Origin of the sequence: Rhodococcus sp. NPDC059968, assembly GCF_042738615.1 — a bacterium.
GTDB lineage: Bacteria > Actinomycetota > Actinomycetes > Mycobacteriales > Mycobacteriaceae > Rhodococcus_F.
The window spans coordinates 1-22774 of record NZ_JBHWUE010000096.1 but is presented as its reverse complement, the minus strand read 5'-3'; the positions used below and the strand labels follow the sequence as shown (position 1 = coordinate 22774).

25 protein-coding genes are annotated in these 22774 nt (G+C 65.1%); 21 read left to right on the top strand and 4 right to left on the bottom strand.

Translation table 11 applies throughout. From position 1 onward, the window contains the following. Positions 1-52: 52 nt before the first annotated feature. The 13 genes from ACFWAY_RS43170 (at position 53) to ACFWAY_RS43110 (ending at position 13366) form a co-directional block, all read left to right on the top strand. Positions 53-1093: a 2Fe-2S iron-sulfur cluster-binding protein gene (locus tag ACFWAY_RS43170; protein WP_378514814.1), complete on the top strand. Its 1041-nt coding sequence runs from the start codon at positions 53-55 to the stop codon at positions 1091-1093. Between the two features lie 47 nt (positions 1094-1140). Next, positions 1141-2247, top strand: a complete 1107-nt coding sequence (locus ACFWAY_RS43165) for an aromatic/alkene monooxygenase hydroxylase subunit beta (RefSeq protein ID WP_378514813.1) — start codon at positions 1141-1143, stop codon at positions 2245-2247. After that, positions 2244-2588, top strand: coding sequence for a propane 2-monooxygenase effector subunit MimD (mimD, locus tag ACFWAY_RS43160; protein ID WP_378473719.1), 345 nt, complete (start codon positions 2244-2246; stop codon positions 2586-2588). The genes ACFWAY_RS43165 and mimD overlap by 4 nt, the downstream gene beginning before the upstream one ends. 127 nt (positions 2589-2715) lie before the next feature. Continuing rightward, complete coding sequence (locus tag ACFWAY_RS43155) at positions 2716-3762, top strand: alcohol dehydrogenase catalytic domain-containing protein (protein WP_378514812.1); 1047 nt, start codon at positions 2716-2718, stop codon at positions 3760-3762. Between the two features lie 66 nt (positions 3763-3828). Beyond that, complete coding sequence (locus ACFWAY_RS43150; protein ID WP_378514811.1) at positions 3829-4875, top strand: amidohydrolase family protein; 1047 nt, start codon at positions 3829-3831, stop codon at positions 4873-4875. Continuing rightward, positions 4872-5618 carry an iron-sulfur cluster assembly protein gene (locus tag ACFWAY_RS43145; protein WP_378514810.1) on the top strand — a complete coding sequence of 249 codons (747 nt, stop codon included), beginning with the start codon at positions 4872-4874 and terminating at the stop codon, positions 5616-5618. The genes ACFWAY_RS43150 and ACFWAY_RS43145 overlap by 4 nt, the downstream gene beginning before the upstream one ends. Then, a complete protein-coding gene (locus ACFWAY_RS43140; RefSeq protein ID WP_378514809.1) occupies positions 5615-6640 on the top strand; it encodes an NAD(P)-dependent alcohol dehydrogenase in 1026 nt (341 codons plus the stop codon). The genes ACFWAY_RS43145 and ACFWAY_RS43140 overlap by 4 nt, the downstream gene beginning before the upstream one ends. A gap of 43 nt (positions 6641-6683) precedes the next feature. Further along, positions 6684-8333 carry a chaperonin GroEL gene (gene groL / locus ACFWAY_RS43135; RefSeq protein ID WP_378514808.1) on the top strand — a complete coding sequence of 550 codons (1650 nt, stop codon included), beginning with the start codon at positions 6684-6686 and terminating at the stop codon, positions 8331-8333. Positions 8334-8607: 274 nt separating this feature from the next. After that, entirely contained in the window at positions 8608-8934 is a 327-nt protein-coding gene (locus tag ACFWAY_RS43130) for a putative quinol monooxygenase (protein WP_378514807.1), read from the top strand. A 255-nt stretch (positions 8935-9189) separates the two neighbouring features. After that, a complete protein-coding gene (locus ACFWAY_RS43125) occupies positions 9190-10560 on the top strand; it encodes an FAD-binding oxidoreductase (RefSeq protein WP_378514806.1) in 1371 nt (456 codons plus the stop codon). Between the two features lie 20 nt (positions 10561-10580). Further along, the gene (locus ACFWAY_RS43120) at positions 10581-10802 is read left to right on the top strand and encodes a hypothetical protein (RefSeq protein ID WP_378514805.1); all 222 of its coding nucleotides are present in this window, start codon (positions 10581-10583) and stop codon (positions 10800-10802) included. A gap of 252 nt (positions 10803-11054) precedes the next feature. Next, positions 11055-12812 (top strand): sigma-54-dependent Fis family transcriptional regulator, encoded by a 1758-nt coding sequence (locus ACFWAY_RS43115; protein WP_378514804.1) that lies wholly within the window; start codon positions 11055-11057, stop codon positions 12810-12812. Between the two features lie 302 nt (positions 12813-13114). Continuing rightward, positions 13115-13366 carry a hypothetical protein gene (locus ACFWAY_RS43110; protein WP_378514803.1) on the top strand — a complete coding sequence of 84 codons (252 nt, stop codon included), beginning with the start codon at positions 13115-13117 and terminating at the stop codon, positions 13364-13366. Between the two features lie 211 nt (positions 13367-13577). Here ACFWAY_RS43110 and ACFWAY_RS43105 read toward each other — a convergent pair whose 3' ends face one another. Beyond that, positions 13578-13904: a hypothetical protein gene (locus ACFWAY_RS43105; RefSeq protein ID WP_378514802.1), complete on the bottom strand. Its 327-nt coding sequence runs from the start codon at positions 13902-13904 to the stop codon at positions 13578-13580. A 257-nt stretch (positions 13905-14161) separates the two neighbouring features. Here ACFWAY_RS43105 and ACFWAY_RS43100 point away from each other — a divergent pair, with 257 nt between their 5' ends. Together ACFWAY_RS43100 and ACFWAY_RS43095 are read left to right on the top strand one after the other, a co-directional pair. Next, the gene (locus tag ACFWAY_RS43100) at positions 14162-15046 is read left to right on the top strand and encodes a LysR family transcriptional regulator (RefSeq protein ID WP_378514801.1); all 885 of its coding nucleotides are present in this window, start codon (positions 14162-14164) and stop codon (positions 15044-15046) included. Positions 15047-15201: 155 nt separating this feature from the next. Next, on the top strand, positions 15202-16062 hold the full coding sequence (locus tag ACFWAY_RS43095) for an aldo/keto reductase (RefSeq protein ID WP_378514800.1): 861 nt from the start codon (positions 15202-15204) through the stop codon (positions 16060-16062). 93 nt (positions 16063-16155) lie between these two features. Here the strand turns inward: ACFWAY_RS43095 and ACFWAY_RS43090 are convergent, their stop codons facing one another. Continuing rightward, complete coding sequence (locus tag ACFWAY_RS43090) at positions 16156-16605, bottom strand: hypothetical protein (protein ID WP_378514799.1); 450 nt, start codon at positions 16603-16605, stop codon at positions 16156-16158. A gap of 1022 nt (positions 16606-17627) precedes the next feature. Between ACFWAY_RS43090 and ACFWAY_RS43085 the strand changes: the two genes are divergently transcribed. From ACFWAY_RS43085 to ACFWAY_RS43075, 3 genes are all read left to right on the top strand, one after another. Continuing rightward, complete coding sequence (locus tag ACFWAY_RS43085; RefSeq protein WP_378514798.1) at positions 17628-18092, top strand: hypothetical protein; 465 nt, start codon at positions 17628-17630, stop codon at positions 18090-18092. A gap of 112 nt (positions 18093-18204) precedes the next feature. Next, the gene (locus ACFWAY_RS43080) at positions 18205-18342 is read left to right on the top strand and encodes a hypothetical protein (protein ID WP_378472844.1); all 138 of its coding nucleotides are present in this window, start codon (positions 18205-18207) and stop codon (positions 18340-18342) included. 95 nt (positions 18343-18437) lie between these two features. Further along, on the top strand, positions 18438-18722 hold the full coding sequence (locus ACFWAY_RS43075) for a hypothetical protein (protein ID WP_378514797.1): 285 nt from the start codon (positions 18438-18440) through the stop codon (positions 18720-18722). A gap of 163 nt (positions 18723-18885) precedes the next feature. On the opposite strand, the gene ACFWAY_RS43070 is transcribed toward ACFWAY_RS43075, so the two are convergent. Further along, complete coding sequence (locus tag ACFWAY_RS43070) at positions 18886-19383, bottom strand: MarR family winged helix-turn-helix transcriptional regulator (RefSeq protein ID WP_378514796.1); 498 nt, start codon at positions 19381-19383, stop codon at positions 18886-18888. A gap of 341 nt (positions 19384-19724) precedes the next feature. Between ACFWAY_RS43070 and ACFWAY_RS43065 the strand changes: the two genes are divergently transcribed. Next, positions 19725-20102: a DoxX family protein gene (locus tag ACFWAY_RS43065; RefSeq protein ID WP_378472841.1), complete on the top strand. Its 378-nt coding sequence runs from the start codon at positions 19725-19727 to the stop codon at positions 20100-20102. A gap of 444 nt (positions 20103-20546) precedes the next feature. Here the strand turns inward: ACFWAY_RS43065 and ACFWAY_RS43060 are convergent, their stop codons facing one another. Next, on the bottom strand, positions 20547-21026 hold the full coding sequence (locus ACFWAY_RS43060) for a nitroreductase family deazaflavin-dependent oxidoreductase (protein WP_378472840.1): 480 nt from the start codon (positions 21024-21026) through the stop codon (positions 20547-20549). 220 nt (positions 21027-21246) lie between these two features. On the opposite strand from ACFWAY_RS43060, the gene ACFWAY_RS43055 reads away from it, so the two are divergent. Together ACFWAY_RS43055 and ACFWAY_RS43050 are read left to right on the top strand one after the other, a co-directional pair. Then, entirely contained in the window at positions 21247-21498 is a 252-nt protein-coding gene (locus tag ACFWAY_RS43055) for a VOC family protein (RefSeq protein ID WP_378514795.1), read from the top strand. A 568-nt stretch (positions 21499-22066) separates the two neighbouring features. After that, on the top strand, positions 22067-22678 hold the full coding sequence (locus ACFWAY_RS43050) for a TetR/AcrR family transcriptional regulator (protein WP_378514794.1): 612 nt from the start codon (positions 22067-22069) through the stop codon (positions 22676-22678). Positions 22679-22774 lie beyond the last annotated feature (96 nt).

Sequence of the window (22774 nt, the reverse complement as noted above, 5' to 3'; positions counted from 1 at the left end):
GGCGCCGCCCACCGCACCCAGCGCAATCATCCACGAGCCCAGGAGATACCCCGTGGCCGACACTCACCGGATCAACTTCGAGCCCGTCGACATCGAGATGGAAGTCGGCGAAGACGAGTACATCCTCGATGCCGCCTTCCGACAAGGCATCCATCTGATGCACGGCTGCCGCGAAGGACGATGCTCGGCCTGCAAATCCTTTGTCCTCGACGGCGATATCCAGATGGAGAACTACTCGACGTTTGCGTGCAACGAAGCCGAGGTCGACGAGGGACACGTCCTGCTCTGTCGCTCGACTGCGTACAGCGACTGCACCATCGAACTGCTCAACTTCGACGAGGACGAACTCCTCGGCGGTGTCCCCATCCAGGATGTGCGCACTCGGGTGACCGGGATCGAGCCGATGACCCCGGACATCGTCTCGCTTCGCCTGCAGCCCGTCGAACCCGAGACATTCGAGTTCAAACCCGGCCAGTACGCCGACCTGCACATCCCCGGCACCGAGGAACATCGCTCCTTCTCGATGGCGACGACCCAGACGCCGGGTCACGTGGAGTTCCTCATCAAGAAGTATCCCGGCGGCAAGTTCGCCGGCTTGCTCGACGACGGGATCTCGGTGGGTGACGACATCTCACTGACCGGCCCCTATGGGTCGTTCACCCTCAAGGACGCCCACGTCCTTCCCGTGGTCTGCATCGGTGGCGGGGCGGGGATGGCTCCGATCCTGTCGCTGCTGCGGCACATGAGCGAGACAGCCAACACGCGGCCGGTGCACTTCTACTACGGGGCCCGCACACCGCGGGACCTGTTCTACCTCGACGAAATCCTCGAGCTCGGCAAGAACCTGACGGACTTCACGTTCGTCGCCTGCCTCTCGGAAACGATGGACCCGGTCACGTCGGGCCTGATCACGTTCGAGGACGGCAACGTCACCGACGTGGTCGATCGCCGGGAATCGGACATCGCCAAGTCCGAGGTCTACCTGTGCGGCCCCCCGCCCATGGTCGATGCCGCGCTCGCACTGCTCGAGGCCAAGGGAGTCCCGAACGACCAGGTCTTCTACGACAAGTTCACCAGCCCCGCCTTCGAGTAACTGCAGCGGGCATCCCGCCCTCCAATCCATCGACAGGAACCGAAAAGATGACTGCAACCAAAGAGCCCAAGCAACGCAGCTTCCCCTCGATCGAATTCACCGACTCCGAGGCGGGTGCACTCGAGTTCCCGAGCTCGAAGAGCAGAACCTACAGCTACTACACGCCGGCGAAACGGCGGGCGACGATGTACGAGGACGTCACCGTCGACGTGCAGCCCGACCCCGACCGCCACCTCTCCCAGGGCTGGATCTACGGCTTCGGCAACGGTCCCGGCGGATACCCGAAGGACTGGACGGCCGCGACGTCGTCGAACTGGCACGCCTTCCTCGACCCGAACGAGGAATGGGACCAGACCATCTTCCGCAACAACTCCAAGGTCGTGCATCAGGTCGAACTGTGCCTGTCCAACGCCAAGCGGGCGCGGGCCTACGACGGATGGAACTCGCCGTGGCTCAAGTTCATCGAACGCAACCTCGGTGCGTGGATGCACGCGGAGAACGGTCTGGCACTGCACGTGTTCACCGCCATCCAGCGTTCGGGCCCGACGAACATGATCAACACCGCCGTCGCCGTCAACGCCGTCCACAAGATGCGGTTCGCGCAGGATCTCGCGCTGTTCAACCTCGACTTGTCCGAGGCCGCCGAGGCCTTCGACGGCGCCGCGCACAAGGAAGTCTGGCAGGCGGCGCCCGAATGGCAGCCCACCCGTGAGGTCGTCGAACGCCTGACCGCGGTGCCGGACTGGTGTGAGCTGCTTTTCGCCACCAACATCGTCTTCGAACAGCTGGTCGGCTCGCTGTTCCGCAGTGAATTGGTCATGCAGATCGCCGCCGGTAACGGCGACTACATCACCCCCACCATCGTGGGCACCGGCGAGCACGACTACGACCGCGACCTCGCCTACACCCGCAACCTGTTCCGGTTGCTCACCCGCGACCCCGAGACCGGCGATGCGAACAAGGAACTCTTCGGCACCTGGCTCGCCATCTGGGTGCCACGGTGTCTCGACGCCGCCCGGGCGCTGCAACCGATCTGGTCGCAGCCGGCCGACAAGGCCGTCACCTTCGCCACCAGTTTCGACGCCGCCACCGACAAGTTCCGTTCCCTGCTCGAGGACCTCGGGCTCGACCTCCCCAAGGAGTTGGACCAGTGAGCATGCAATTCGGATCGTCCACCGAGTTCTCCAACATGTGTGGCGTCACCCTGATGAACACCCCCATCGGCCGTGTCGTCGCGGAGGTGATGGGCGCCAAGGACGGCGTGGAGCTGACCGAGTACCCCTCGATGATCCGCGTCGACGGCCAGAAGCTGCTCAACTTCGACTACGAGGAACTCACCGACGCCCTCGGCGAGGAATTCGACGGCTCCATCTTCGAGGAGATCAGCTCCACCCACTACGGACGCATGGTCCACCTCGACGACAAGACCATGCTGTTCGCCAGCCCCGAGGACGCCGCCGAATACATCGGCTTCGATCTCACGGAGCGTCAGTGATCTAGCCCCTGAGATCACCTATGTCCGTCGGCGCCGCCGATTCACCTTCGAAAGTGCGGCGGCGCCGGCAGACAACTCGACATAGCCGCCTTTGATTCCTCGCCTTCCCTCAACGAAAGAGACCGTCGTGAAAGCACTTGTGTTCCAGGGCCCGGGCTCGATGTCGTGGACCGACGTTCCGGACGCACAACTGATCGACCCCACCGACGTGGTGGTCCGGGTCGATACGACCACGATCTGCGGCACCGACCTGCATATCCTCAAAGGCGACGTGCCAGCCGTCACGCCCGGTCGGGTGCTCGGCCACGAGGCGGTCGGCACCATCACCGACGTCGGGACGGCGGTCACCTCGCTCGAAGTCGGCGACCGGGTGCTTGTGCCGGCCATCACCTCATGCGGCAAATGCGCACCCTGTAAGACCGCGATGCCCTCGCACTGCGCGTCCGTCGGTGGTATCGGCTGGATCTTCGGCCACCTGATCGACGGCACACAGGCCGAGTACGTACGCGTTCCCTACGCCGAGACCAGCGTGCACGTACTGCCCAAGGGTGTCACCAACGAGCAGGCGATCTTTCTGGCCGACATCCTTCCGACCGGTTTCGAGATCGGCGTGCAGAACGCGCACATCAAGCCCGGAGACACCGTGGTCGTCGTCGGGGTCGGCCCGGTCGGACTATCCGCGATCCGCACCTCCGGCCTGTACAGCGCCGCGACCGTCATCGCCGTCGACCTCTCGGAGGCCAGGCTCAAACGTTCGCTCGATTTCGGCGCCGACGAGACGATCAACAGTGACAGAGAGGACGTGCGTGAACGCGTCCTGGAACTCACCAACGGTCAGGGCGCGAACGTGGCGATCGAGGCCGTCGGGATCCCGGCGACCTTCGAACTGTGCACCACGCTGGTGCGCCCCGGGGGACACATCGCCAACGTCGGCGTGCACGGAAAACCCGTGAACTTGCACCTCGAAGACCTCTGGATCAACAACATCACCATCACCACCGGCCTGGTCAACGGCACCACCATCGCCACGCTCCTGGATCTGGTGGCCCACGGCAAGATCGACGCCGGCGCGTTCGGCACCCACTCATTCGGTCTCGACCAGATGATCGAAGCATATGACGTCTTCGCGCACGCGGACTCCCACGACGCCTTGAAGGTCACCATCTCTCGGTGACCAACGACCCCGACGTTGCCATATCCGGTTCTGTACCAACCGATCCCATCAATTGGAGCACGTAAGATGTATGAGAAGAACGGCGAGAAGTACTACATCGTGGACGCGCATGTAGCCCTCTGGGACGCCCGCGAGTCGAACCAGAAGAACGTGCATGGCAAGCAGTTCATCGACTGCTTCTACGACTACCACAAGAACCTCAGCCCCGAAGAGGTCGTGTGGGACTACGACACCTACACGTACTACGGCGGTGACCGTCTGATGCAGGACCTGTTCGTGGACGGATACGTCGACCACGCGATCTTCCAGCCGGCGTTGCTGAGCGAGTTCTACCGCAACGGATTCGGGCAGACCGAGGAAGCGTTCGCCCTCACCCGGAAGCACCCCGACAAGCTCACCTACAACCACGCCTACGACCCTCGTTACGAGGAGGCCGGGCTCGAGCAACTGCGCAGGGACGCGGCTCGGATGAACCTGCAGGGCGTCAAGCTCTACACCGCCGAGTGGCACGGAGACTCCCGCGGCTACAAGCTCGACGACCCGTGGTCACGGCGGTACCTCGAAGAGTGCATCAAGCTGGGGATCAAGAACATTCACATCCACAAGGGCCCCACGATCCGACCCCTGGACCGCGACGCCTTCGACGTGGCGGACGTCGACAAGGTCGCCACCGACTACCTGGACCTGCGTTTCGTCGTCGAGCACGTCGGCCTGCCGCGGCTCGAGGACTTCTGCTGGATCGCGACCCAGGAGTCGAACGTCTACGGCGGCCTCGCGGTGGCGTTGCCCTTCATCCACACCCGCCCAAGGTATTTCGCGCAGATCATCGGCGAGCTCCTCTACTGGATCGGTGAGGACAAGATCCTGTTCAGCAGCGACTACGCGCTGTGGACCCCGAGGTGGCTGATCGAGAAGTTCGTCGACTTCCAGATCCCCGAGGACATGCAGACCGACTACGCCCCGATCACGGTCGAGCAGAAGAAGAAGATCCTCGGACTCAACGCGGCGGCGCTCTACGACATCGATGTTCCCGCGGAGCTGCGGCTGTCCGAGCCGGCGGGGCAGGAGGGTGTCGAGGTGGCGGCGGGAGCGAGGGAGGTCGTGTCATCATGACCACCCTTGCCGTCTGCGCGGAGGAGGACATCCTCGCGGCGCTCGCGACGGTCACCGACCCGGAGCTCGACGAGCCGATCACCGAACTCGGTTTCGTCCGGTCGGTGATGCTCGACGACGACGGCGTGACAGTGCACCTGCGGCTGCCGACCGCCTTCTGCTCACCGAACTTCGCCTACCTCATGGCCGCCGACGCCCAGGACGCCCTACGCCTGGTAGAGCACATCGGACGGGTGCGGGTGCTGCTGGACGATCACCACGACAGCGACAAGATCAACGCCGGTCTCGCGGCGGACGCCGGATACCTGGGCACGTTCGGCTCCGAGGCGGAGGAAAGCCTGAGCGAGCTTCGCAGGATATTCCTCCGCAAGGCGCACGCGGCGGCGATGGAGCGGTGCGTCGAAGCGCACCTGAAGCGAACAGAACTGGGCGTGAACGAGATCTACAAGCTCACACTCAGCGACCTCCCCCCAGGCAAGGACAAAGCGGCACTGCTGCGGCGCCGCATCAGCATCGGGTTGAGCATCTGTCCGGCCAGTCGGGTGTTCGTCGACGACGAGGGGCGTGTCATTGCGCGCGAGGCGGTGCCGATGCGCCTGCGTTTCGCCAAGTCCGTCCGCATCTCGATGGAAGGCAACGCGCACTTCTGCCGCGGGCTACTCGCCACCCGCTACGCCGACAGCGACCCCGCCGGCGCCACCCCCCGAATCACCGACATCAGAACCACCAGGAGCCCGCAATGAAGGCCGTCCAGGTTGTGGGATACCACACCAAGCTGCAGCTCACCGACATTCCCGAACCCGAGGTCGAGGGCCCACTGGATGTCATCGTGCGGATCGGCGGCGCGGGTGTGTGCCGCACCGACCTCCACGTCCTCGAAGGACAGTGGGAGGCGAAGTCCGGTGTCGCGCTGCCGTACACGATCGGTCACGAGAACGCCGGCTGGGTCCACGCCGTCGGCGGCGCCGTCACCAACGTGACGGTCGGCGACAAGGTGATCCTGCACCCGCTCATCACCTGCGGCCTGTGTCGCGCCTGCCGGTCCGGCGACGACGTGCACTGCCAGAACAGCCGGTTCCCCGGCATCGACACCCACGGCGGCTACGCGGAATACCTGCGCACCACCGCCCGCAGCGTGGTGCGGATCGACGACTCGCTCGAACCGGCCGATGTCGCCGCTCTCGCGGACGCAGGCCTGACCGCGTACCACGCCGTTGCCAAGGTCGCGAAGACGACTCGGCCCGGCGATGTGTGCGTGGTGATCGGCGCCGGCGGGCTCGGCCACATCGGCATCCAGGTCCTCAAGGCGATCTCCGGGGTGACCGTGGTCGTGCTCGACCGCAACCCCGCGGCCGTCACGCTCGCCGTGAGCATCGGCGCCGACCACGGGATCGTCGCCGACGGCACCCACATCCAGCAGGTCTTGGACCTGACCGGCGGACACGGCGCGGAAGCCGTCGTCGATTTCGTCGGCGAGGGCGGTGCAACCGCGGAAGGGATCGCGATGCTGCGCCGCGCCGGCAACTACTACGTCGTCGGATACGGCGAGAACATCGACGTCCCCACGATCGATGTGATCTCCACGGAGATCAACTTCATCGGAAACCTGGTCGGCTCCTACAACGACTTGCAGGAGCTCATGACCCTCGCCGCCCGAGGCAAGGTGACTTTGCATACGACCAAGTACCCGCTCGAAGAATTCCAGAAAGCACTCGACGATCTGGATTCGGGGCGGGTGCGCGGCCGGGCGATCCTCGTTCCCTAGACCGCGTTCCTCCACTTCAGTCAGCACGAAAGGAAACACAGCCATGGCCAAGGAGCTGCGGTACAACAAGCAGGCACGTCTTCTCCTCGAGCACGGTGTCAACGCCCTCGCCGATGCGGTCAAGGTGACCCTCGGCCCCAAGGGGCGCAACGCCGTACTCGAGAAGCTCACCGGCCCGCCCACGATCACCAACGACGGGGTCACGATCGCCCGGGAAATCCAACTGCGCGACCCCTTCGCCAACATGGGCGCCCAGCTGGTCAAGGAGGTGGCGATGAAGACCAACGGCGTCGTGGGTGACGGCACCACCACCGCCACCGTGCTGGCACAGGCGATGGTGCGCGAGGGAATGCGCGCCGTCGACGCCGGCGCCAACCCCATGCGGGTGCGCCGCGGCATCGAACAGACCGTCCCGGTCGTCGTCGACTCGCTTCGCCAACAATCGACACAGGTCGGCGGCCAGAGCGACCTCCAGCGAATCGCGAGCCTCGCCGCAAGCGATGACGAGGTCATCGGCCAGGCCGTCGCCCAGGCAGTCGACTACGTCGGCAAGTCCGGGATCGTCACCACCGAAGAGAGCGACACCCTCGGCATGTCGGTCGACATCGTCGACGGCATCGAATTCGACCACGGCTACATCTCCGGCTACATGGTCACCGACCCCGAGCGGATGGAAGCGGTCCACGACAATCCGCTGATCCTGCTGACCAACAAGAAGATCAACCAGGTCCAAGACATCATGCCGAGCATCGAGGTGGCCAAGCGCGCCGACCGGCCCCTCGTCGTGCTGGCCGAGGACGTCGACGGTCCCGCCCTGCAACTTCTGGTCGGCGGCAACATGCACAAGACGATGCAGTCGGTCGTCGTCCGCGCGCCCGGCTTCGGTCACCGCCGCGTCGCCGAGCTCCAAGACCTCGCGGTGGCATTGGGCGGGCATGTCATCGCCAAGGACACCGGCATCGAGCTGTCCGAGATATCTCTCGAACACCTCGGTGCGTGTGACCGCATCACCGTGACCGAGAACGAGACGACGATCGTCGGCGGGCACGGCGACCCGAGCCTGGTCGACGCCCGCATCGCGCAACTCGAGGCGCAGCTCGAGCGGGCGAAGATCGACGCCGATCAGGACAGCCTCGAGCTGCGTATCGCCCGGCTCACCGGGCGGGTCGCCGTCATCCGTGTCGGCGGCGCCACCAGCGTCGAACTCAAGGAACGGATGCTGCGGGTCGAAGACGCCCTGGCCGCTACCCGGGCGGCCCTCGAGGAGGGCATCCTGTCCGGCGGTGGCACCGCCCTGACCCAGGCACACCGCGCACTGGCCGGACTCGACCTTCCGGGAGACGAGGGGATCGGGTGCGACGTCGTCCGGCGAGCCCTGGCCGAGCCCCTGCGTTGGATTGCCATCAACGCCGGTTTCGACGGTGACGAGGTCGTCGACACCGTCGCGGGATTGCCCCTGGGCCACGGGTTCAACGCCCTGACAGGGGAATACGGCGACCTGTTCGAGGATGGGGTCATCGACCCCTTCAAGGTCACCCGCGCAGCGCTCGAAAGTGCCGCATCCATCGCGGCCCTGCTCATCACGACCGAGACCGCCGTGGTGGAGGAGGTCTTCGGTAACCCCGGCGCCATCGAAGCACCCGGGTTCGGCGACCTCGCCGAGGGCATGATCCGCCCATCGAACATCTACTGACCTGTCACACTGGTCGCGGTCGGCCACACCTCGTGTCTTCCCGCGAGGCAGTGGCCGACCACGCCACCGCGCCCTGACAGGAAACCGCTGTGATGCTGCCGCGCAGGACAGCAGCCGCGTACAGCTTTATGTCCGGTGTTCGTCGTCTCATAATTCCCGACATCACTGCTATTCGGGTTGTCGGGGCGCGGTCTCATTCTTTTCGACCGAAGTTTTCTTCTTCTTCCGTCACACGCAGTTCGCGTTTCGACCGGAAAAACTGATTGGGGTCACGATGATCTTTATTGTGGTGAAGTTCACTGTTCTCGACAAGCATCAGGACGATTGGCTGCTGGTCACGAGGGAATTCACCGATGCCACGCGGGCCGAACCGGGAAACCTCTGGTTCGAGTGGTTCCGCAGTGCAGACAATCCCGCCGAATATGTCCTGGTAGAGGCATTCCGGGATCCTGAATCCGGCGCCGATCACGTCAACGCCGATCACTTCCGCAAGGGGCTGGAATCCATGCGCCCGGCGCTGAGCGAAACGCCTCAGATCATCAACACCGAAATTCCCGGCGCCGACTGGTCACGCATGGGTGAACTCGAAATCACTCAGTAGTTTACCCACACAGCATCATCGGCGGATTTCCGTGAGTCACGACACGGCCTGCCCGGTATCGGGGGGACACGAAATTGTTTTCGCGCCGTTTCCGACGCCCGGGCCAAACCTGACCGGGTTTGACACAGTGCGCCCGGAGCGTCATCGGTGGGCGATGTGAAACCGACCACCGATGTCTGCGGCGGACGACTGCTCCGCTCGGGGCCCTGGAGCGGGTGCGACACAGACAAAGAACCAGCGCGAAAGGACGACATCATGACCGGAGTGGTGGCAGATCCCGTCGCCGAGTTGACGGTGCTGCTCGGTGATGCGGTCGTCGACGACCCCGACCGGATGATTGCCTATAGGCGGGACCAGTCACTGCTGACCCCCTTCGGCGACCCGCTCACGCTGGTTCGGGCCCGGACCGTGGCCGACGTGGCCACCACGCTGAAAACTGCTCACCAGTATGGTATTTCGGTTGTCACCCGCGGCGCGGGTACCGGACTGGCCGGCGGCGCAAACGCGCTCGATGGCTGCATCGTCCTGAGCACCGAGAAACTGAACCGCATTCTGGAGATCGACGAACGATCCCGCACAGCTACCGTCGAAGCCGGTGTGATCAACGGCGACTTAGCCGCCGCGGTTGCCGGACACGGACTCTGGTATGTGCCCGACCCCGGTAGCCGCGCCATCTCCACCATCGGCGGAAATCTCGCGACCAACGCCGGCGGGGCGTGCTGCGCCAAGTACGGTGTCACCTCCGACCACGTCGCACGGATCACGGCGGTGCTGGCGGACGGACGAATCATCCACACCGGCTCCGCCACCCGGAAGAACGTCGCCGGCCTGAACCTCACGCAGCTTCTCGTCGGATCCGAAGGCACGCTGGCGGTGATCGTCGAGGCTACGATGCGGCTACGCACGAAGCCGTCCGAGACCGCCACCGTCGTTGCCGCCTTCGCCGATCCCGTCCACGCTGTGGACGCGGTGATGGCAATTCAAACCGTGGCGGATCCGTGCCTGGTCGAACTGATGGACCAGACGACCATCACGGCAGTCAACGACATGACGCACATGGGCCTCGACGAATCGGCTGGTGCGTTGCTGCTCATCCAATGCGACGGCGACGGTGCGGTCACCGAGGCCGACCGGTGTGCGAAAGCGTGCCGCAACGCCGCCGCCACCGAGATCTACGAGACCACGGACCCCGCCGAAAGCGACGGCCTCATCCAGGCACGTCGCGTCGCGCTGACCGCCCTCGAACGCCGCGGCAGCACGCTGCTCGACGACCTCGCCGTCCCGGTCCCCCGATTACCGGAGATGCTCACCGCCATCACCGCCATCGCCGACCGCCACCAGCTTCTCATCGGCACCTTCGGGCACGCCGCCGACGGAAACCTGCACCCGACGATCGTGTTCGACGCAGCGGACGCCGACATGACCGCTCGCGCACACCGCGCCTTCGACGACATGGTCGCCCAGTGCCTGGCGCTGGGTGGATCGATCACCGGAGAGCACGGAATCGGGGTGCTCAAGCGGCCCTATCTCGAGTCCATGATCGGTCCGACGGAACGAGAACTGATGGCCGGAGTCAAAGCCGCCTTCGATCCCACAGGGATCCTGAACCCCGGCCGGGCGGTATGACCAGCAGCAGAAGGAGAGCCATGTCCGACCAAGTCGATAACGACGTGCTGGAGCGCGGCGTCCTCTGGGCGCTGCCCGGCGGTGGTGGCGCCGAAGACATCAAAGAGACGAGTGTGACCGCCAGGCACCGTCAGACCGGAAATGGCAATCAACCGGCACACGCAACACGCCCCGAACCCGGCGTGTTGACCCAAAGAGATCTTGCCCTGGTAATCGAGGCCCTCACCGGCGTTCGCTCATGAGAGATGCGGACCGGCGCGGAACCGCCGCACCCTCATCTCTCACGCAGCGGAACCGCGGTGAACGACCCTACGCTCCCCTGACCGTCATCGCCGGCGCCATCATCAACGGCATCGGCTGTTCGTCGCCTGTCCGCAGACCCCACGGCGTCTCAAAATGAGACCTGTATCACGTTGAGACGGCGTAATCTCGACTGCGGAGTAGGCGGACATGCCGACTGCGAAGTAGCTGGAAAGGCAAGGCGTAAACCGATCATGACGACCAAGGACACGCATGAGGCGCGTGAGCGTTTCCTGACCGAACATGATCTGGATCACTCTGTGCGGGAGAGTATTTCGATGTCATGGCGACGGTCCGAGCTGCTCAAGGTGCGAGCCGATCGGCTCGACCCTCCCTTCGTGCGCGAACCGAATCTGGACAGCCCCCTCGTATCGGCGGCCGCCCCGGTGCTCCAACAATTGGCAGACGGACTGGCCGACGAACCCGTGGGCGTCATCCTGACGTCGGCCGACGGGGTGGTACTGACCAGGATCTCCACCAGCAACCGCCTCAACCGAGCCCTCGACAACGTCCAGCTGGCACCGGGCTACAGCTACTCCGAGGAATTCGCCGGAACCAACGGAATCGGCACCGCACTCGAAACTCGCAAACCCACGCTGGTGACCGGACCCGAACACTACGCCGATTGTCTCGAACACCTCGCGTGCGCGGGGGTCCCGATCATTCACCCGATATCCGGCACCCTCGTCGGTGCGCTCGACCTCACCGGCTGGGTGGAGGACGGCGGCCCCTTGCTCGCCACGCTGGCGAAATCCGCCACGAACCAGATCGAAGGCCGGTTACTCGAACAGTCCAGTGCAGCGCAGACCGCCCTGCTCAACGCGTACCTGAGGGTCTGCCGCCGGCTACCGCAGGCCGGGGTCCTCGCCCTCGGCGACGATGTTGTCCTGATGAACCAGCGACTGCGACGGGCGCTGGACACCCAGGACCAGGCCGCGCTACTCGAGTACGCCGTCGACTCGACACACCTGACGGCCGCACACAGCCTCGTCACCGTCCTTCCGAGCGGACGAACTGTCCGCCTCTCCTGCACGGACGACTTTTCTTCCGGCCCGCGGGGCGAGGCGGCCCTCTTTCACGTGCATCTCCTCGATACCTCCGCCGTGCCGAGCTCCCCGGTCCGGCGCAACGCGATCGCATTGCCCGGCATCGCGGGAACCAGCTCGTCGTGGCGCCGCAGCTGCGAACAGATCGCCCGCTGTGTGCGTGAACGACAGTGGGTCGTCGTCTCGGGCGAGCAGGGTACCGGCCGATGCGCCACACTCAAAGCTGCCGCCGAGCAATACGATCCGAATTCTCAGCCGCGGATCTTCACCACCAAGGACTTTCGGAACCGCTCAGCGGCACTCGCAGCCCTCGAGCACGAACTCGACCAGGAACATTTCAGCATCATCATCCGCGACCTCGACCTGCTCACCGAACCCCAGCTGACCGCCATCGCCGAGCTCCTCCAAGGGCGTGAGCACGCCGGATGGGCCGGTGCCACCATCGGGAGCAACACCGACCACGACACCACCGTCGGCGCGTTGATCCTGCCCCTCTTCGGCCAGACCGTGTCCGTCCCCGCACTGCGTCACCGGATCGAGGACCTCCACGACCTCGTGCCACTTCTGCTCCGCCAGCTCAGTCGCGGCGACGAGCTGTCCCTCTCCCCCCCGGCCATGCGGCAACTGTGCAAATACAACTGGCCCGGCAACGTCGAACAGCTGCGACAGATCCTCCACGAGGTGGTGCAACGGCAACGCTCCGGGATCGTCGCGGTCGATCAGCTACCACCAACGTGTCGGGCCCTCAGCCGGCACACCCTCACCCAGATCGAGGCCCTCGAACGCGACGCCATCGTCCGCAGCCTCGAGGAGAACCACCGCAACAAGAAGGCAGCCGCAACGGCCCTCGGTATCTCGCGTGCCACGATCTACCGCAAGATTAACGAGTTCGGCATCGACCTCTGACACCCGGATCCCGGTTTCACTTTCTCCGCGCTGACCCGGCCGCAGAACGCCGTTGCGCCGCAAGATGTTGCCGTCGGGCAAAGCCTCGAGCACGCACGGCCGTGAAGCGCCGCCGGGGGTGAGGCGTGCACGAGCTCTCCGCCACGCCGTGTAGAAAAATGAGACGCTCGTCACATCAGGTCGGGCACACCATAGAGACACACAATCATTGCGTAACTGGCCGGGCACCCCCAGCGAGTTCGCCCCGGCTTCTACCGCCGCACTGTGGAACAGCTAGCCGGAACGTGGAAGGGCCGACCGCCATGACTATCACGAAGAACAAGAACAGTGCAGGCGCGGGTTCCGCCCATCCGATTGTCACCGCAGCGCGGGTCTGGCTCGTCGCCGCCTTGAGTAACACGGGCGAGCCCGCCGACCGGCCCGTCGTGCGCGACGATCTGATGCGCACCTGGCTACCCGACCGGGGCAGCGGCTACCGCAGCCCCAATGGCCGACGCCGTGTCACGTGGGCGGAACTGCACGCCCGGTTCGATCTCGTGGAGGTGACCGCATAATGTCCGCAACCACGGACACCGCGCCGGGGCAAGGGACCCGTTGCGAGCAGTCCTTCCAACCCGGAGTGCACCACCACCACGGCAGTGTGTCACTCGCTGCGCGGCTTCGGCGTGAAGACGTCGCCGAGGAGTTTCTCCTCCTGTCACCAGATGATCGGATCACCTGTCCTGTGCATCGGCGGTGGATCCACCAGTGCGCCGCCTCGCCGGCTCACGTCAACTCGGTCACCCGACATCGCTGGTGTCGCAGGTGCTCTGCGCCGTTGACGGTCATCGTCGACGAGATCGCCCGCACGGTGACCATGCGCTGTCCGCGTTGCGGCGACGGCAGCAGCCCTGCAACGACTCGACTGATTGCTGCCTGCCACGCGAGCCTCACCGCATCAAGCGATCCTGCATCCGCGGCTGCCTGAGAACGACACATGGCCCCGGCACCCGCGATTGGTGAGGTTTGTCCCGTCATGCACCAGAGCTTGTCCTCGTGATCGGCAGTCGAATGCTCCACGCCGTCCACCCATCCGCGCAGCGGAATCGCCATTCAATCATGGTTCTCTGCAACGCAATCCGGGGAGACGCTGCGTTGAAATTGGCGTACGGGACCCACCGCGCACATACAGGTCGGCAGGGTGCAGCGGGAAGCGATACGCGAGGCGCGGTTTCAGGTCGGTGCATTGCCCGGATGGGAACGACACCGAGCCACCGCCTACTCCAGCCGTTGGGCAGATCGGTGTTCGCGCTTCGGAGTGCACCGCCGAATGCGGCCCAGTTGCTCGGCACGTGGAGTGGTGATTGATCGTGGAGCTACGCCAACTCGAGTATTTCGTGGCGGTCGCGGAGGAACGCCATTTCACCCGCGCGGCCGCCCGGATGCACGTGGCGCAGTCCGGCCTGTCTGCGTCGATCCGCTCGCTCGAACGGGAGCTCGGCGCACGCCTGTTCGTGCGCAACACCCGCAACGTGCACCTGACCGACGAGGGGCACGCGCTGCTGACCGAGGCCCGTCACACCCTGGCGAACGTCAGCGCCGCCAAGGACGCCGTCGCCGCGGTGCAGGGGCTGCTGCGCGGCACCCTGGCGGTGGGTACCTTGCAATGCCTCGGCGCGGTGAACCTTCCCGCGATCCTGGCCCGATTTCACGCCTCCCACCCCGGGGTGGAGCTCCGGCTCCGGCAGGGCGGCTCGACCGATCTGATCGAGCGTGTCCGTGCCGGCGACCTCGACCTCGCATTCGTATCCAAGCCCTTCGACGAGGGCGCCGCATCCGGCGTGACGCTCACACCGCTCGCGGCGGAGCCCATGATGATCGCCTGCGGTCCCACCCACCCGCTGCGCGATCGCGACGCCGTCGACCTCCGGGAGCTACGCGAGGAGACGTTCGTCGACTTCTACCCCGGCTGGGTGACCCGCGACGTCGTGGACCAGGCGATGGCAGCAGCACACGTCGAACGGCGGGTCGCGTTCGAAGTCAACGATGTGCACTGGCTGCTCGACCTCGTCGGGTACGGCCTCGGTGTCGCCGTCGTCCCCGAGGTGTTCAGCCACAAAAAGACCGCGGCCCGGTTCATTCCCCTCGCGGCGCCGCCCACCTGGCACATCGCCGTTGCCACGGGGACCGGCAGGCACCCCAGCGCCGCCGCCACAGCACTGCTCGCCCGCGACGACGTCAGGCCCATCCCGTAACGGGGGCGCGCGTGTCGTCGAATTGGCTCGCGCGCCGCCATACTCCACGATTGATCGCCAGAGCTGCTGAAAGCGATCAGCTTCTTCTGTTGGACAGCGCAGTGACTGGCGTGGACGCTGAACGCGTACGAATGGAACTCCGAGGAGGAACTCACATGCAGATGCGCAGCATTGGCGACATCCAGGTCGGCGCGATCGGTCTCGGCGGGATGCCGATGTCGATCGAGGGCCGCCCCGACGAGCAGGGTTCGATCGCCACCATCCACGCCGCACTGGACGAAGGCGTGACGCTGATCGACACCGCGGACGCCTACCACCGGGACGCGAACGAGGTCGGCCACAACGAGACCCTGATCGCCCGCGCCGTGGCTACCTACGGCGGCGACACATCCGACGTGCTGATCGCGACGAAGGGCGGTCACCTACGCCCCGGAGACGGCTCCTGGACCCTGAACGGTTCGCCCGAGTACCTGAAGAAGGCCTGCGAGGAGTCGCTCAAGCGACTCGGCGTCGAGGCCATCGGGCTCTACCAATTCCACCGGCCCGACCCGACGATCCCCTACGCGGACTCGGTCGGGGCGATCCGAGACCTGCTGGACGCGGGCAAGATCCGGTTCGCGGGCATCTCGAACGCCGACCCGGCCCGGATCCGGCAAGCCAACGATATCCTCGGTTGGCGGCTGGTAAGTGTGCAGAACCAGTTCTCGCCGGCGTTCCGCTCCAGCGAACCGGAGATGAAGCTGTGCACGGAATTGGGGATCACGTTCCTGACGTGGAGCCCGCTCGGCGGGATCTCGCGCGCCGGTGAGCTGGGCTCACGGTTCGCCGTGTTCGCGGACGTGGCGCAGGCGCACGGGGTGAGTGCGCAACAGGTGTGCCTGGCCTGGATCCTCGCCACATCACCTGTCGCAATCCCGATTCCAGGCTCGTCGCGCCCGGAGACCATCCGCGATTCGGTTGCCGCGGCCGATCTGAAGCTCTCCGCCGACGAGCTGGCCCGACTGGACGCGGCCTGACTCCATTGGGGCTTGGCCCCAGCCTGACTACGATACTGGCTCAATGGATCAAGTTGTCCTGCGCGGGCTCCTACAGCGAGTGCCGCCAACGGGTCAGGACCGTTTCAGGTACGTGGAGGCCGGCCAGCTCGCGGCGAGCAGTAGGGCGACGATGGGCAGGTTCGCTAATCCGCGTAGCCAGTCGGCGACGTACACCGACATGTTTTCCGCGTCGTCGACATCGATGTCTCCGGCCGTGCCCGCGCCACACGCTTCGTGTGTGGTGGCCAACCAGACCGTGGGTGCCGGGATCTGCAAGACCAGGGGCGCTGTGGATGTCTGAGCCAGGACCGAGGCGAATTCCAATGCCTGCCTTGCCGTCTCGGTGTCTGCTAGCAAGGTCTTGAGTGCGTATCCGACCCTGGTGCGTGCCGCCATATCCTCGCGCAGTGCGCTGCAGGCTCGGGCCGGCGACAAGCTCAGGGCGTGGTCGGCCGGGAGCCCGACCTCGAGGCGCCCACGGATGAGGAGGATCGTCCCGATGAAAAATTCTCGGCGATGCACGCGCTTTGGAGTTGGTGCAAGTAGTCGGCGCCGGTGATCTCGCCGAACAGTCGGTTGACGTCACCCGCGGTTCCGCAGTCGAAGGCGAGTGAGACGCGATGCCCGCCGGTGGGTTCGGCCCAGTCGGGTGTGAACGAGCAGATGGTCTCGATGTATCCCACAGCAGGCGGACCCCACCGGGAAACTCGAATTCGACGTGGGGCATCTGATCGGCGTCGGCAGGGATGTCGAGCCCGAACCGCCGGTGAAACGCGAGCGACACGGGCAGGTCGTGGACGACCAATTCGATGGCACTGGATGTTGCGTCATACCGAGAACGCTAACGACCGCCGACAGACCGCATTGAAGGTTTCGGACATCGAGCATATCGCCGCGATCGGGGGTCCGATTTTCCTCAATCATCGTTAAGGTCCAGCGGGTATGTTGGGAGTCGTGAGCACCGAATCAACCCACGTCAGCGTGTTCATCGCTCGGACCGTCGCCGACGTGTACGCCTACGCCAGCGACCCCGACCATCCGGCGGCGTGAAGTGATGACCGCTGAAGAATTCGCGGGCGAGGCCGAGGCCGTGAAGTCCGATCTGCGAAGGTTGAAGGGGTTGCTGGAGGCCTGAGGCTGGGTCAGACACATCCGCGCACCGATTGGGTATCCGCGCGCGAGATTTCGCGGGAAGACAGCGAGAGCGTGCGCGGATGGTTGGGTGATCGGCCCTCAGGCGTCGAATGTCCTCCCCGATGTGGCGGGGCTTCCGGGTCAGCTTTGGGGTTAGCTTGCTCGTGCTTCGGAATCACGCTGTCGCGTAGACGTACGGGCATCATTCCGGCGGCTCCAGCTCTGTCAGGGGTCGGCCACCTCGGATCAGTCGGGCGGACTCCGAAGGTTCCGTCCGGTCCGGGCCGACCACGAGAATACGACGCAGCGGCCCACCGTCCGGACCAGTTACAGGTTTGCCGATCCACGCGCCGGGGGATGCTGCTCTGAGCGCGCAGCCGCGCGAGCCGCGATCGCTTGGAAAGGTCGACATGAACGCCGTGGACTCCCGCACCGTTCGGATGCAAGCCCTTCACTTCGCCGCCATCGGTTTGGCGTGTGGCCTGCGCAGTACGGTGGGTCCAGCCGGTGCCCTCCTCACGCGCAGTCGTGGTAAGCCGACCTTCGGGAATGCGGCGGCCGCGGCGGCGCTGGTCGTGCCCGAGTTCATCGCGGACAAACTGCCACAGACACCGTCCCGATTGTCACCGCCCGGTCTGGCCGTTCGGCTCGCCGCGGGTGGGACCGGCGCGTTCGTCCTGGCGAAGCGCGAGCGGGCGGGCCGAGCGTCAGCCGCGGTCACGGGGGCATTGGGGGCGGCGGCAGGCTCCTTCGGCGGCTACCGCTGGCGACAGTGGGCAGGTGGACACATGCCGGACTGGCAAGCGGCCCTCGCCGAGGACGCGATTGCCCTCAGTTTGGCGATCGCCGCCTTCCGGGATGGCGGTCGCAGTTAGCCAGCGTTCCGCGCGCCCTCGGCCACCGCCTCGAGGTACTTGCGGGTCATCACCCGCTGCACGACCCGGCCAACTGTCGGTTGAGGACATCGTCGAACTCACCGAGAGCCGTGTGCAGATCGAATCGGTGGCGTTGCGCCTTACGATCGCGCGCGGTGATATTCATTTGGAGACCGAAGTACCTGTGGCACAGCATATTTTGTCTCGGACGCCGGTTACCGACGATGACGACACCGTCAACGAGGACTGAAGTGCGCTCCATCGGGCCTTGTTGGCCGGGTGCAACAATGCTCGGCCCGAGGCGATCGCTCAGTCTCTGCATGAGGGTGCCGAACTGTACCGGCGGTGGCATTGGCTGCTGACGATCATCATCGGGACATTGCCGAGGTGCATCGGCGTCTCCAGGAGCTTGCGATCACTCGCAAAGCCGACGATGCCGTCGAACTCATGGTGAAGCACATCGAGCGGGCGCCGCGTCAGCTGATCGCCTACGCGCGCGAGCACGGTGTGGACGGTCTTCATCGGCCGCCGACGACGGCCAGCCAAGGGGAACACCGCGGCCTGATCGGACGGGGCCGCCGGGGACTCCCGGGTATCCCGGTCGAAGTAAGGGTTCGAGTCAGCCCGTGATGAGCAGCCTTTCTCGATGGCGACCCGGACACCGCCGGAACGGCAGCCGCGATTCCTCCTCGAACAACGGAACCCGTTGCGGCCCAATGTGATCATTCGGCTCGGCGCGCAGCGACTGCCGCACTGTTTCCCCTCGGGCGGTATGGAGCCGGCACCATTCGGCTTACGTTCTCGCCTGTTCGCAGGCAGTGTCATCGACGTCGGGTTGCGCGAGCCGGTCGACCACCGCCGAGGAGATGGCTACCAGGGCGTCGAGTTGGTCGGGAGTCAGTACGTCGACGAACAATGTCCGCACCTGCTCGACATGAAGCGGGGCGGCGACGGCCACCGCGTCGCGGCCCGTCTCGGTGAGCACGACGAAGGTTCCTCGGGCGTCGCCGGGACACTCCTCCCGGATGACCTGGCCACGGATCGTCATCCGGCCGATCTGCTTGGACAGCCGGCTCTTCTCCCAGTTCAGCCGCTCGCCCAGCTCGCCGATTCGAAGCCGGTCTCCCGGCGTCTCACTCAATTCCACCAGCACCGCGTAGTCCGCCTCGGACAGCCCGGTGCGGCGTTGCAGGTCGCGGCCGAGGTGCGTCAGCAGCCGAGATTGCATGGAAAGGAAGCCGCGCCATGCGGCGCCCTCGCGCTCGTCGAGCCATGTGATGTCGCGCACCATGAGGACGAGCCTACTCAATGCTGTTGACCTGTCAACTATTAGCGAGAACCCCTGCCAAGAAAACTGATTGGCCCGATTCCGCATGTAGTTGACATGTCATCTTAATGGGCCTACGTTGGGATCTATCGACACAATGGCCGCGCGATCGCCCGAGATCTCCGACCGAACATGCATCGGGGCAAGCTACAAGCCACCGATGCAGGGTCGAGGTCCGCCAAGGGAGCTTCGAAGATGACCAGCACCGAGGGATCGCGCAGCAAATGGTTGCGATCACGGCGACCGCCCCCGAGGCCGGCAATGACTCAACCGGCCGTCCGTATACACCAGAAGGAACACCCATCATGAATATCGCCCTGTGGATCATCGCCTCCCTGCTCGCACTGACCTTCCTCGCCGCCGGAGCGATGAAACTGGCCCAACCCAAGGACAAACTGGCCGCCAACCCGAACATGGCCTGGGCCGAGGGCTTCTCGCCGGCGACGATCAAGCTGATCGGCGTCGTGGAGGTCCTGGCCGCCGTCGGCCTGATCCTGCCCGCCGCGCTCGGCATCGTTCCGGTGCTCGTGCCCCTGGCCGCGGTCGGGCTGGTGCTGCTGATGATCGGCGCGGCAATCACCCATGCCCGCCGCAAGGAAAACCAGGTCATCGTCATGAACGTGATCCTGCTGGCGCTGGCCGCTGTCGTCGCCTGGGGGCGATTCGGCCCATACGCCTTCTAATCCGCTCCGCCGCCCGATCCTGACCGGGCAGCGGCCGACCGCCGGCGCCGGCGGCGGTTGTCGGCCACCATGGGCGACGCGCCGAAAGAGCTTCAGCCTGCGTTCATGTGGGAACCGGCAGCACCGAGTGAGCGGTTCGGTCCCACAGGCAGGCCGGACGAACCCGGTTGATACTCCATCACTTTCGGCCAGACGCACCGGCGTGGCCTACCCACCGCACAGAAAACTCGCTGAAATGAACAAGCAGTGAAACCAGTTCGGTATCCGGTGAGGTGAGTGCCGATGACCGATGGGTGTAGCGGGTTTGCGCGGCCCTGTTTCGACCGGCGGCCGGTATCGAGGCCGACGGCACCGACCGCAGTTCAAGGCGCTTTCAGTCGCACCGCGCGATCATGCGCAACGCCCAGATCGCACCGGTAACAGGCAGTTCGCTCGCCTGGATGCTCACCTGCGAGTCCGCAACCGCACGAACCGGATCTCACGGCCCGCTTCCCGAAAATCGGCGGCACTGCCATCCACCTCGAAGCCCAAGACCTTGGCGAGTCGAACACCGGCCTTGGGATGTTCTGCCCCATAGTGGGCCATGAACTCCGCTCCGGCGTCAGGGTCCAGGAACTCGGCTACGACGGGTAGTCGCCGACGTCCCACCTGGATCGTCCCGTTTGGCTGCGCCCGCAGATTTCGGTACCAGTCGGTCCTGGGTCCGAAGCCGACCGCAACAACATATCCGTCGTCGATGGCGTCGTGGTTGACCACCTCGAGCACCACTTGACGGGATTTACCCGACTGGCGCCCGACGTGTTCGAGCAGCAGGAACCGGCCACCGAGGAGAACACCGAGATGCCAGCGGTAGAGATGAATCGGCGCGCGGAACAACGCCCGTCGGATGCCGGTTGGCGGGTCAGGTCGCTGTGTGACCTTCATACTGGCGAGTGTTCCACGTCCGGTGCGGTATCGGCTAGACCCCATCGAGTGCAGGAACCGTCTTCTCCGTCTGTCAGTCGATCACCTACCGGGGTGTACCGAGGCGCGGATCGAGTCGGCCACCTAACACCCCGATCGCGGGTGATTACGCCGCGTCACGGTCCTCGTACTCAGTAGCGTCCAGTTCACCACCCATCGATTCGATCGAGGAGAGGGCACGGTGACGAACAAGGTCGACTACTTCGAGATCGGCTCACCCGACCCCGAAGCGTCCAAAGCCTTCTACGGCACGCTGTTCGACCGGCAGATCGCACCGGTCCACCCCTACCGCATGGTCGACCAGGCGCGCGGCGGTGTGGGACACCACCGACATGAGCGCAGCCAACTGGGCTCTTCTCCGTGCATGTTCAGAACGTCCAGACCGCGCTCGACCACTCGCTGCGACTCGGCGCGACCGTCGCGATCCCTCTGACCGACAACGGCGCATCGAGTTCGCCCACCTTTTCGGCCCACCCGGAAACCGATTCGGGATCTGGCGACCATAAACCCCCATAACTGGTTCCTTCACACCGCCGGCCGCGGAATGCCCGGGTGAGTCGCACACCATGCGCGATCACCACCGGGTGTCAGGTCGACCGCAGATCATCCGCGACTGCCACCCGAGGCGGTCTGCGAGGGTGAGTCTCTCGTGCGTTGGCACCTGCCGAACCGAGGGAGTGAGAGGACACGGCCCGAGTCGCGCGGAATCACCGTTGCCCAGCAGCAACCGATACTGGGAGAGCTCGCCCGTCACCAAACCGAGGACGGTTCAATTTTGACGGATATGTTTCGGCAAGCGCAACCTGCCGCCGGTGTTGCCGCGACTGGAGATCCGGTGCGTAGCGCCCGGCTACCAATCCCGTTGAGCCACTTCATATTGTCCGCGAAAGGCGATGTGCCACGTAAGGTACACTAGGAATAGCCGAGGTCAAGGTGATCGGCAGACCAGCGCGGGCGAACCCGCAACATCAACCAGTCATAGGGTGGGTAGAGTTCCTCAAATGCCTGAGCAGAACCTCAGAGCCGACGCCGCCCGTAATTACCGGCGGATCGTCGAGGCCGCGCACGTCGTGTTCGGCCGGGGCGGCGTCGACGTGCCCATGGATGAGATCGCCGCAGAGGCGGGCGTTGGGATCGCCACGGTATACCGCCGGTTCCCCAGTAGGGAGGAGTTGGTCAGGGCTGTCCTGGACCAACGGATCACCCAGGCGCTCACTCCGGCCATGGAGCGCGCGCGGGAAGAGCCCGATCCGCGGAAGGCGCTGCGCCTGGTGCTGGACACAGCCCTGGCGCTCGCGGCACGGGAACGGATCACCATCGCGGTCGCATCCAACATCGGAATGATGACGATGGACTTGGCACACAAGGTCTGGGAACCCGTGTCTACGTTCATCAAGCGCGGGCAGGCAGCGGGAGTAATCCGCGCGGACCTTGTTCCAGAGGACACCCCACGGCTCATGCTGATGCTTGTGGGCACATTACCGTCGTTCGAGCCTGGAAGCGATGGGTGGCGGAGGTATCTGGAGCTGATGCTGGATGGCCTGGCTCCACGGGACACGGATACCGACCTACCGCCGGCACTGCCCGTGCGAGACCATAACCTGGCACTCTAAACCTAAATCCACCGATCGACTGATGTGTCCGTGGTGAGTTTCGTTGTGCGTCAGCGAGTTGGTTACGGGCGTGGGTGATCGTCCGACCTGCGTGTC

What these genes read in the sequence shown, in the direction of transcription:
- ACFWAY_RS43165 (WP_378514813.1), top strand. Translation starts at nt 1,141, where the DNA reads ATGACTGCAACCAAAGAGCCCAAGCAACGCAGCTTCCCCTCGATCGAA.
- ACFWAY_RS43150 (WP_378514811.1), top strand. Translation starts at nt 3,829, where the DNA reads ATGTATGAGAAGAACGGCGAGAAGTACTACATCGTGGACGCGCATGTA.
- ACFWAY_RS43145 (WP_378514810.1), top strand. Translation starts at nt 4,872, where the DNA reads ATGACCACCCTTGCCGTCTGCGCGGAGGAGGACATCCTCGCGGCGCTC.
- ACFWAY_RS43140 (WP_378514809.1), top strand. Translation starts at nt 5,615, where the DNA reads ATGAAGGCCGTCCAGGTTGTGGGATACCACACCAAGCTGCAGCTCACC.
- groL (WP_378514808.1), top strand. Translation starts at nt 6,684, where the DNA reads ATGGCCAAGGAGCTGCGGTACAACAAGCAGGCACGTCTTCTCCTCGAG.
- ACFWAY_RS43130 (WP_378514807.1), top strand. Translation starts at nt 8,608, where the DNA reads ATGATCTTTATTGTGGTGAAGTTCACTGTTCTCGACAAGCATCAGGAC.
- ACFWAY_RS43125 (WP_378514806.1), top strand. Translation starts at nt 9,190, where the DNA reads ATGACCGGAGTGGTGGCAGATCCCGTCGCCGAGTTGACGGTGCTGCTC.
- ACFWAY_RS43120 (WP_378514805.1), top strand. Translation starts at nt 10,581, where the DNA reads ATGTCCGACCAAGTCGATAACGACGTGCTGGAGCGCGGCGTCCTCTGG.
- ACFWAY_RS43115 (WP_378514804.1), top strand. Translation starts at nt 11,055, where the DNA reads ATGACGACCAAGGACACGCATGAGGCGCGTGAGCGTTTCCTGACCGAA.
- ACFWAY_RS43110 (WP_378514803.1), top strand. Translation starts at nt 13,115, where the DNA reads ATGACTATCACGAAGAACAAGAACAGTGCAGGCGCGGGTTCCGCCCAT.
- ACFWAY_RS43105 (WP_378514802.1), bottom strand. Translation starts at nt 13,904, where the DNA reads ATGGCGATTCCGCTGCGCGGATGGGTGGACGGCGTGGAGCATTCGACT.
- ACFWAY_RS43095 (WP_378514800.1), top strand. Translation starts at nt 15,202, where the DNA reads ATGCAGATGCGCAGCATTGGCGACATCCAGGTCGGCGCGATCGGTCTC.
- ACFWAY_RS43085 (WP_378514798.1), top strand. Translation starts at nt 17,628, where the DNA reads ATGAACGCCGTGGACTCCCGCACCGTTCGGATGCAAGCCCTTCACTTC.
- ACFWAY_RS43070 (WP_378514796.1), bottom strand. Translation starts at nt 19,383, where the DNA reads ATGGTGCGCGACATCACATGGCTCGACGAGCGCGAGGGCGCCGCATGG.
- ACFWAY_RS43065 (WP_378472841.1), top strand. Translation starts at nt 19,725, where the DNA reads ATGAATATCGCCCTGTGGATCATCGCCTCCCTGCTCGCACTGACCTTC.
- ACFWAY_RS43060 (WP_378472840.1), bottom strand. Translation starts at nt 21,026, where the DNA reads ATGAAGGTCACACAGCGACCTGACCCGCCAACCGGCATCCGACGGGCG.
- ACFWAY_RS43050 (WP_378514794.1), top strand. Translation starts at nt 22,067, where the DNA reads ATGCCTGAGCAGAACCTCAGAGCCGACGCCGCCCGTAATTACCGGCGG.